This is a genomic window from Sphingopyxis sp. (assembly GCF_035250425.1).
GTDB lineage: Bacteria > Pseudomonadota > Alphaproteobacteria > Sphingomonadales > Sphingomonadaceae > Sphingopyxis.
In genome coordinates this window covers 21,373-30,386 of record NZ_DATFFD010000063.1, presented here as the reverse complement: position 1 = coordinate 30,386, position 9,014 = coordinate 21,373, and the positions used below count along the sequence as shown (strand labels likewise).

Below are 9,014 nucleotides of genomic sequence, written 5' to 3'. Positions count from 1 at the left end.
TTGAGCGCGACGAAGGTCAGGGCGACGGTGAGGAGAATGAGCAGCGTCGAGGCGGCGTTGACCTCGGGCGTCACCGAGAAGCGGACCATCGAATAGACTTTCACCGGGAAGGTGATCGTGTCGGGGCCGCTGGTGAAATAGGTGATGACGAAATCGTCGAGACTGAGCGTGAAGGACAAGAGCGCGCCGGCAACGAGCGCGGGCTTGATGTGCGGGATCAGCACATCGCGGAACACCTGCCACTCGCTGGCGCCGAGATCTTTCGCCGCCTCCTCCTGCTCGCGGTTGAAGGTCGCGAGGCGCGAGCGCACGACCATCGTCACGAAGGGGAAGCAGAAGGTGATATGCGCGATGGTGATCGCGCCGAGGTTGAACGGCCAGATCAGGTCGGTCGGCCAGTCGACCGCGGCGAAGAACATCAGAAAGGCGACGCCGAGACAGATTTCGGGAACGATGATCGGCAGCGAAATCGTGCCGTCGATCGCGCTTTTGAGCGGGAAGCGGAAGCGCCACAGCATGACCGCGGCGACCGCGCCGAGCGCGAGGCTGACGATCGTCGCAAGCGCCGCGATCGTCAGCGAATTGACCAGCGCCTCGACAAGCTGGTCGTTGCCGAGTGCCTTTTCGTAATATTTGGTGGTGAAGCCGCGCCACACGACGTTGCGTTTGCTGTCGTTGAAGCTGAAGATCATCAGCACCACGAGCGGCGCGTAAAGAAAAACCATCACCGCGCCGACCCAAAGGCGCATCCACAAGGTCCGGCTATATTCGAGCGGGGCTACGGGCGTGCGGGCGAAGATGGCCATCAGCGGACCTCCGGCACCTTCTTGCGCATCGACTGGATCGCGATCAGCGCGAACATCGCATAGATGAGCAGGAAGGAGAGGGCGGCGCCGAAGGGCCAGTCGTTCGCCTTCTTGAACTGGCGCTCGATGACGTTGGCGATCATCTGGCTGTCGGTCCCGCCCATCAAATCGGGCGTGAGATAAGCGCCGAGCGCGGGGATCAGCGTGATCATCACCCCGGCGACGATGCCCGGCGCGGCAAGCGGAACGACGATGCGCATGATCGTTCGGAAATGGCCGGCGCCGAGGTCGAGGCTCGCCTCGATCAGACTGCGGTCGAGGCGGTCGAGCGCGGCGTAGAGCGGCAGGACCATGAAGGGGAGGTGGACATAGACGAGCCCGAAGACGACCGCGAAATTGTTGAAGAGCAGCTGCACCGGCTCCCACGTCGGGAGCGGCTGGAGCCCGACGAGCGTCTTGACCCAGCTTGTCCCCTCCCAGAGCGCGCCGAGCCCTTTGTTGGCGAAGCCCTGCGTCCCGAGGAGCATCATCAGCGCATAGGTGCGGATGAGCAGGTTCGTCCAGAAGGGGAGCATGATGCCGAGCAGCAGCCACGGCCGCCATTTCTCGCTGGCGAAGGTGATCGCCATCGCGACGGGGAAGCCGATGATCAGGCAGATCAGCGTGACGAGCGCGGCGACCGCGAAACTCTTGCCGAAAATGGTCAGGTACAGCCACTCGGTCGCGCGCTTGTAATTGTCGAGCGTGCCCGAAATGTCGATTTCGGTCAGCCCCTTGTTCTCGCCGAAGCTGTAGAGCCAGACGATCGCCATGGGCACGAGGAAGAAGAGGATGATCCAGAAGAGCGTCGGCAGCGATACCGCCGCAAAGACCCTTTTGTTTGTTTTCCAGTCCTGCTCGGCCACCCCCCGATGCCCCCTTCAGACCGTTACGCCGCCCGGACCCTTGTGAAGGCCTCTTCATAGAGCGGCTGAAGCTCCGGATTGAAGCGCGCATATTCGCATTTCGCGAGCGCCTCGGCAGGCGGGAAGATCACCGGATTATTCTTGTAGCTGTCGGGCATCAGCTTCTTCGCGGCGGCATTGGGCGTCGGATAGAGGATCGTCTCGGTGATTTCCTTGTCGACATTGGCGTCGAGGATATAGTTGATAAAGGCGTGGGCGTTCTTTGGATGCGGCGCGCCCTTGGGGATGCAGAGATTGTCCGAGTTGAGCTGGCTGCCTTCCTTGGGCACGACGAAGTCGATGTCGGCGTCCTCGACCATCGCCTGCGCGATGTCGCCATTATATTCGAGCACGACGTCAACGTCGCCCTTGAGCAGCAGGTCCTGCCCGTCATCCTCGTGGAATTTCTTCACATTGGGCTTTTGCTTGATCATCATCCTTTCGATCGTCGCGATATCCGCCGGGGTCAGCGCATTGACCGATTTGCCGAGATATTTGCCAAAGAGGCGGAACATGTCGCCGGCCTCCGACAGCCAGGCGATGCGGCCGGCATATTCGGGGCTGTCGAACAGGACTTTCCAGCTGTCGGGCTTTGCCGACACTTTCGATTTGCGATAGCCGATGCCGAGCGCGAGCCAGGTGTAGGGCATCGAAAATTTGCGCTGCAGGTCATATTCGACGTTGATGTACGCCGGGTCGATATTCTTCTTGTTCGGGATTTGCGCATGGTCGAGCGGCAGCAGCATGCCGGCCTTGCTCATCCGTTCGACGAAGTCGTTCGACGGCACGATCACGTCGTAACCGGGATTGCCCGCCTTGAACTTGGCGAACAGCACGTCATTGCTGTCGAACAGGTCCATCGTGACATCGACGCCCGTCGCTTCCTTGAAATTGTCGAGCGTATTCTCGCCGATATAGGTGTCCCAGTTGTAGAAGTTGAGCTTGGCTTCCTCGCCGTTCGAGAGCTTCTTGCCGCCCCCCTTGCTACACGCCGCGAGGCCGCCGAAGCTGATCCCGATTGCGGCGACCCCCATCGCTTGCAGCAGCGAGCGACGCCCCCGGGTTTGCTTGATCAGTTCAATCGGATCCATGTGCAGCCTCCCTGTTTGTGACGCCAAGCTGACTCAATAAAGTCGGCTTGGAAAGAGGATATTTTGCGCTGCACCACGAATCTTTGAAATTTTGTTCCACGGAGGGGTCAGGCGTTGCGCAGATACCAGTCGTAGTCCAGCGTCGGGACGACGCCGAAATAGCGGTCCTGCTCGACGCGCTTCACGATGGTGAACATGTCGACGAAGCGCTCGCCCAGATAGTCGCGCATCAGTTTCGAGCCGTGAAAGCGGTCGACCGCCGCGAACCAGTTCGACGGCGGCTTGTCGTCACCCGACGCGTCGCGGTCATAGCCGTTGCCGACCACCGCCGTGCCGGGATCGGCCTTGGTCGTCATGCCGTGATGCATGCCCGCGAGGACCGCGGCGACCGCGAGATAGGGGTTTGCGTCGGCGCCGCACGCGCGGTGCTCGACATGCCGGCTCGGCGGTGGGCCGGCGGGGATGCGGAACGATACGGTGCGGTTGTTCACGCCCCACGTCGGCGCAACGGGGGCATAGCTGTTCGCCTTGAAGCGGCGATAGCTGTTCGCGTGCGGGGCGAAGAGCGCGAAGGCGTCGCCAACGGTGCCGATCATGCCGCCGATCGCATGGCGCAGTGCGGGCGTGCCCTCGGGATCGTCGCTGGCGAAGATGTTGTTGCCGTTGCCGTCATCGACCGAGACGTGGATGTGCATGCCGCTGCCCGCCTGATCGGCGAAGGGCTTGGCCATGAAGGTCGCCTCGAGGCCGTGTTGCTGGGCAACCGCCTTGACGAGCCTTTTGTACATGATCGCATCGTCGCAGGCGCGTAGCGCGTCGGGCTTGTGGCGCAGCGTCAGCTCGAACTGGCCGGGGGCGAATTCGGAAATCGCGCTTTCGAGCGGCAGATTCTGCACATCGGTCGCGGCGTAGAGCGCGTCGAAGAAGGGGCGGAAGTCGTTGAGTTCGCGCAGGCCATAGACTTCGACATTGCGCGGCGTATCGCGGCTGTAGCCGGGGCGGGCGGGGCGGACGCGCCCGTCGCGCGCGCGGCGCGGGTCGACGAGGTAGAATTCCAGCTCGACCGCGAGCACGGGCGTCAGTCCATCGGCGACGAAACGATCGATCACGCCGTCGAGGACATGGCGCGGATCGAGATCGTGCGGGGTGCCATCGAGTTCGTAGAAATCGACGAGGAATTGCGCGGCATGATCACCGCCCCACGGTGTGCGGACGAGGGTGCCGGGGATCGGCTTCATCGAGCGGTCGGCGTCGCCGTCCTCCCAGACGAGGCCGGTTTCGACGGTGTCCTGCCCCGTGATATCGACGACGGTTATCGATCCGGGGAACATGCGCCCGCTTTCGTAAACCGCCATCACCTCATGCTGGCGCAGCCGCTTGCCGCGCGGCACACCGCCGAAGTCGGTGTAGATCATCTCGATCGAATCGACGTCGGGATTGGCCTTGAAAAAGGCCTCGGCTTCCGAACGCGGCGCGATTACGCCCGATGACTTCGACATGCGAAATACTCCTGAAATCCGGGTCAACCGAGCCGATCGCGAAGCGCATACCAGAGCAATCCCAAGGTAGCGAGGGGGCGCCTGAGCCACTTGCCTCCGGGGAAAGGCTGCGACGGCAGGTTCGCGAGCACATCAAAGCGTTCGGCCGTCCCGGCCATCGCCTCGGCGATCAGTTCGCCCGCCAGCGTCGTCACCAGTGCGCCGTGGCCCGAAAAGCCGTGCGCATAGAAGATGTTCCCGCGCCGCCCGATATGCGGGAGCCGGTTCATCGTCACCGCGACCGCGCCGCCCCAGCCATAGTCGATCTTCGCGTCGGCGATCTGCGGGAAGACCTGCGCCATAAAGGGTCGGACGAAGACCGCGATGTCGCGGGGCGGGGTTTGCGAATAGCGCTCGCCGCCGCCGAAGATCAGGCGCTTGTCGGCCGACAGCCGGAAATAGTTGAGCACGAAGCGGCTGTCGGCGACCGCTGCGTCGCTGGGGAGCAGCGCGTCGGCGTTCGTGAGCGGTGCGGTGGCGATATTATAGTTCATGATCGGCACGGTGTAGCGGCCGAGGTCGGGCTCGATGTCGCCGATCCAGCTGTCGGTTGCGTCGATGAAATAGCGCGCCTCTATCGTCGACTCGCTGAGAAACAACTCGCCGGCATTGCTATCGAGGATCCAGTTCGCACGCTGTCCCTGAAGAATCCGGACGCCCGCCGCTTCGGCTGCCTTCGCCAAGCCGATTGCGTAATTGAGCGGATGGAAATGCCCACCCTGCGTATCGTGGATGCCGCCATGGTAAAGCGGGCTCGCGATATGAGCGCCCATTTCGGCTTTTGAGATTACGTCTGTTTCATAGCCGTAGCGTTTGGATAGGTATTCGGCTTCGCGGCGCATCGCGTCGAAATCCTTTGGCGTCCAAGCGGCCTCCAGATGTCCGACCTTAAGGTCGCAGTCGATGCCATGTTTCGCGATCCGGGTTTTGACGCGGTTGTCGCGCCAGCACAGACCGAACAGTGCGGCGGCGCGTTCGTGACCGAACTCGGCTTCCAGTTCGGAAGCCGACCAGCGAAGACCGGGGATTAACTGCCCACCGTTGCGTCCGGATGCGCCGAATCCGACCTTTTCCGCCTCGACTAGAATGACCGAAAATCCGCGCTCTGCGCAGGCGAGAGCTGCCGACAAGCCGGTGAAGCCCCCACCGATTACGGCGACGTCGCAGGCGTATTCGCCCTCGATATCGGCATGCACAGGCCATTCGTGCGCGGTCGCGGCATAATAGCTGTTGGCGAGCGGATCGGTCATCGATGAACCGACGTCTCAATTCCGTTCGCGTCGAGCGAAGTCGAGACGCCCATCATGTCAGCACGGCGTCTCGACTTCGCTCGACGCGAACGGGTGGTGAGGCTCGGGATCATCGGCAGGTCAGACCCGCATCAGCAGATGTTCGCGTTCCCAGCTCGACACCACCGACTGATAGTTGAACAGCTCGTAATCCTTCACCGCGAAGAAGATTTCGAAGAAGTCGTCGCCGAGCAGATTGCGAACCTTCTTGCACGAAGCGAACCGGTCGAGCGCCGCCTCCAGCGTGCGCGGCAGCGTGCGGGCGCGGTTATAGGCGCTGCCGGAGATCGGCTTGGCCGGCACCATGCGGTCGACCATGCCGATGTAGCCGCAGATGAGCGAGGCGGCGATTGCGAGATAGGGATTGGAGTCGGCGCCGGGCAGGCGGTTTTCGACGCGGCGGTTGTTCTTGTCGGAAATCGGCACGCGAAAGCCGCATGAACGGTTATCCTCGCCCCACTGGACGTTGATCGGCGCCGCGCTGTCGGGACGCATGCGGCGGAAGCTGTTGACGTTGGGCGCCCACAGCGGCGAGATTTGCGGCATGTAGCGCACCAGTCCGGCGATATAGCTGCGAAACATCGCGCTATCGCGGCCGTTGGCGGTCGAGAACAGGTTCTTGCCCGTCACCGCATCGACCACCGACTGGTGGATATGCATCGCGCTGCCCGGCTGGCCCGCCATCGGGTTCGCCATGAAGGTCGCATAGACATTATGCTGCTTCGCGACGTTGCGCACGACACGCTTGAACAGGAACACCTCGTCGGCGAGCCGCAGCGGGTCGCCATGCTCGAAATTGACCTCGAGCTGCGCGGCGCCCATTTCGTGGATCATCGTGTCGATATCGAGCCCCATGAGCTCGCAATCGTCATAGATATGATCGATGATATCCTCATATTCGTTCATCGCCTCCAGCCCATAGGGCTGGCTCGCGGTCTCGCTGCGTCCCGACTGGCCGACCGGCGGGGTCAGCGGGAAATCGGGGTCGGCGTTTTGCGAGACGAGATAGAATTCGACCTCGGGCGCGATGATCGGTTTCCAGCTCTTATCGGCGTAAAGGCCGAGCACTTTCTTGAGGATCGTGCGCGGCGCGATGTCGACCTCGCTGCCGTCGCCATTATAGGCGTCGGCGATCACGAAAGCGGTGGGCGACGTAAAGCCCGGCGCGATGCAGATCGTGCTGGGGTCGGCGATCAATATCTTGTCGGGATCCTTGTCCCAGATATCGTCGATATCCTCGGGATAATGGCCGTCGATCGTGCAGATGAAGACGCTGCCGGGAATGCGCAGCGACTTGTCGTTGACCGATGACAGGAACTTCTTGGCCGGCAGCACCTTGCCGCGCTGGACCCCGTTGATGTCGGGGACGATACATTCGACTTCGTCGATTTTATGGTCGCTGATCCATTGTTCCAGATTGACTGACATGAGCCCCCGATTGGGCCGAGGAGTCGGCCCGTTGTGGAGCGGGCAGCGTATCGCAAGCTTTGGGAGAGCGCCAGAGGGGGGGGCGCTATTCGGCCATTTTCGGCATGGTTATATGTCGGATTCTTTGCTTGTGCGAATGCCGGTTGTCATTGCGAGCGAAGCGAAGCAATCTCCAGCTGTCGGCCATTCCCGAGGCTGAGAGCTGGAGATTGCTTCGTCGCTGCGCTCCTCGCAATGACAGGTTTATAGGAGATCGCGATGAGGGGTGAAAACGACCAGCTGGCCTCCTTCTGGATGCCGTTTACCGCCAACCGATCGTACAAGGCGCATCCGCGGCAGCTCGTGTCGGCGAACGGCATATATTACCAGTCGGGCGATGGGCGGCAGGTTCTCGATGGCACGTCGGGGCTCTGGTGCAGCAACGCGGGCCATTGCCGTCCCGAAATCACCGAGGCGATCGCGAATGCCGCGGCGACACTCGATTTCGCGCCCACGTTTCAGCTCGGCCATCCGCTGCCGTTCGAGCTCGCGCAGCGCCTGGCAGCGCTGATGCCCGACGGGCTCGACCGGATATTCTTTACCAACAGCGGCTCCGAGTCGGTTGATACCGCGCTGAAAATTGCGCTCAATATCCAGCGGGCCAAGGGCCAGGGGACGCGTACGCGGCTGATCGGGCGCGAGCGCGGCTATCATGGCACCGGCTTTGGCGGGATCAGCGTCGGCGGGCTGGTCAACAACCGCCGCGCCTTTGGGGGCGGGCTGCCCGGCGTCGACCATATCCGCCACACGCACGACATCGAACGCAACGCTTTTACGCGCGGTTTTCCGCAGCATGGCGCCGAACTCGCCGACGACCTTCAGCGCCTCGTCGACCTGCACGGCGCCGACACCATCGCGGCGGTGATCGTCGAGCCGATGGCCGGATCGACCGGGGTGCTCGTGCCGCCGGTCGGCTATCTCCAGCGCCTGCGCGAAATATGCGACAAGCACGGTATCATCCTGATTTTCGATGAGGTTATCACGGCGTTCGGCCGCGTCGGCGGCGCCACCGCAGCGGGAGAATGGGGCGTGACGCCCGACATCATCACCATGGCGAAGGGGCTCACCAACGCCGCGGTGCCGATGGGCGCCGTTGCGGTGAAACGCGAACTCCATGATGCGGTGATCGAGAGTGTGCCGGGCGGGATCGAGCTGTTCCACGGCTACACCTATTCGGGGCACCCGCTCGCAAGCGCCGCGGGTCTCGCGACGCTTGATCTTTATGCGCGCGATGGCCTGTTCGACCGCGCAAAGGACCTCGGTAGCTATTGGGAAGACGCGGCGCACAGCCTGAAGGGCGCCCGCCACGTCATCGATATTCGCACGATCGGTCTGGTCGCGGGGATCGAACTCGAGCCGCGCGCGGGAGCGCCAACGGAGCGCGCGATGGAACTGTTCCACGCCTGCTTCGACAACGGCCTGCTCGTCCGCGCGACCGGCGACATCATTGCGCTGTCGCCGCCGCTGATCGCCGAAAAGGCGCAGATTGACGAGATGTTCGGGAAGATTGCCGAATTGCTGGTCCGCATCGACTGACGAAAAATAATCGTCAGTCGGCGGCGACGTTGGCTTCCGCCTTGGCCGCTGCCGCAGCGACCTGCCGCGCACGCGTGGCTTCGGTCTGGATCAGGCGTTCGGCCATCGTGCGCCACGCCTGTTCGGCGCGCAGATTGCGGTCGCGGACCTGTGATAGCGTGCTTTCCGCCGCGTCGGCCGCGCATTTGTCCGCCTGGATCAGGTAGAAATCGCTGGTGTTCGACATGGCGGAAATCCTTAGGGTAGAGGTGGTTGAAGGTCGGAACCGGAAAAGTCAGTCGACCATTTGGGCAATCAGGCGGCGAAGTTCGCGCCGCGTCAGCGTCGGCGATCGCCGGGCTGG

The 9,014-nt window shown here is 62.6% G+C and carries 8 protein-coding genes; 1 reads left to right on the top strand and 7 read right to left on the bottom strand.

The window, feature by feature from the left end; genetic code table 11:
- From VJ811_RS03965 to VJ811_RS03940, 6 genes are all read right to left on the bottom strand, one after another.
- A partial coding sequence (locus tag VJ811_RS03965) for an ABC transporter permease (protein ID WP_324070977.1) occupies window positions 1-806 on the bottom strand: 806 nt, incomplete at its 3' end.
- Window positions 806-1,711 (bottom strand): ABC transporter permease, encoded by a 906-nt coding sequence (locus tag VJ811_RS03960; protein WP_324070976.1) that lies wholly within the window; start codon window positions 1,709-1,711, stop codon window positions 806-808. The genes VJ811_RS03960 and VJ811_RS03965, both read right to left, overlap by 1 nt.
- Window positions 1,712-1,734: 23 nt before the next feature.
- Window positions 1,735-2,841, bottom strand: coding sequence for a spermidine/putrescine ABC transporter substrate-binding protein (locus VJ811_RS03955; RefSeq protein WP_324070975.1), 1,107 nt, complete (start codon window positions 2,839-2,841; stop codon window positions 1,735-1,737).
- A gap of 107 nt (window positions 2,842-2,948) precedes the next feature.
- Complete coding sequence (locus VJ811_RS03950; RefSeq protein ID WP_324070974.1) at window positions 2,949-4,340, bottom strand: glutamine synthetase family protein; 1,392 nt, start codon at window positions 4,338-4,340, stop codon at window positions 2,949-2,951.
- A 23-nt stretch (window positions 4,341-4,363) separates the two neighbouring features.
- Entirely contained in the window at window positions 4,364-5,629 is a 1,266-nt protein-coding gene (locus VJ811_RS03945) for an FAD-binding oxidoreductase (RefSeq protein ID WP_324070973.1), read from the bottom strand.
- 120 nt (window positions 5,630-5,749) lie between these two features.
- Window positions 5,750-7,096, bottom strand: a complete 1,347-nt coding sequence (locus tag VJ811_RS03940) for a glutamine synthetase family protein (protein WP_324070972.1) — start codon at window positions 7,094-7,096, stop codon at window positions 5,750-5,752.
- Window positions 7,097-7,354: 258 nt separating this feature from the next.
- Here VJ811_RS03940 and VJ811_RS03935 point away from each other — a divergent pair, with 258 nt between their 5' ends.
- Window positions 7,355-8,671 (top strand): aspartate aminotransferase family protein, encoded by a 1,317-nt coding sequence (locus VJ811_RS03935; protein ID WP_324070971.1) that lies wholly within the window; start codon window positions 7,355-7,357, stop codon window positions 8,669-8,671.
- A gap of 13 nt (window positions 8,672-8,684) precedes the next feature.
- Here the strand turns inward: VJ811_RS03935 and VJ811_RS03930 are convergent, their stop codons facing one another.
- A complete protein-coding gene (locus VJ811_RS03930; protein ID WP_037515273.1) occupies window positions 8,685-8,897 on the bottom strand; it encodes a hypothetical protein in 213 nt (70 codons plus the stop codon).
- Window positions 8,898-9,014: the final 117 nt, after the last annotated feature.

What these genes read in the sequence shown, in the direction of transcription:
- VJ811_RS03955 (WP_324070975.1), bottom strand. Translation starts at nt 2,841, where the DNA reads ATGGATCCGATTGAACTGATCAAGCAAACCCGGGGGCGTCGCTCGCTG.
- VJ811_RS03950 (WP_324070974.1), bottom strand. Translation starts at nt 4,340, where the DNA reads ATGTCGAAGTCATCGGGCGTAATCGCGCCGCGTTCGGAAGCCGAGGCC.
- VJ811_RS03945 (WP_324070973.1), bottom strand. Translation starts at nt 5,629, where the DNA reads ATGACCGATCCGCTCGCCAACAGCTATTATGCCGCGACCGCGCACGAA.
- VJ811_RS03940 (WP_324070972.1), bottom strand. Translation starts at nt 7,096, where the DNA reads ATGTCAGTCAATCTGGAACAATGGATCAGCGACCATAAAATCGACGAA.
- VJ811_RS03935 (WP_324070971.1), top strand. Translation starts at nt 7,355, where the DNA reads ATGAGGGGTGAAAACGACCAGCTGGCCTCCTTCTGGATGCCGTTTACC.
- VJ811_RS03930 (WP_037515273.1), bottom strand. Translation starts at nt 8,897, where the DNA reads ATGTCGAACACCAGCGATTTCTACCTGATCCAGGCGGACAAATGCGCG.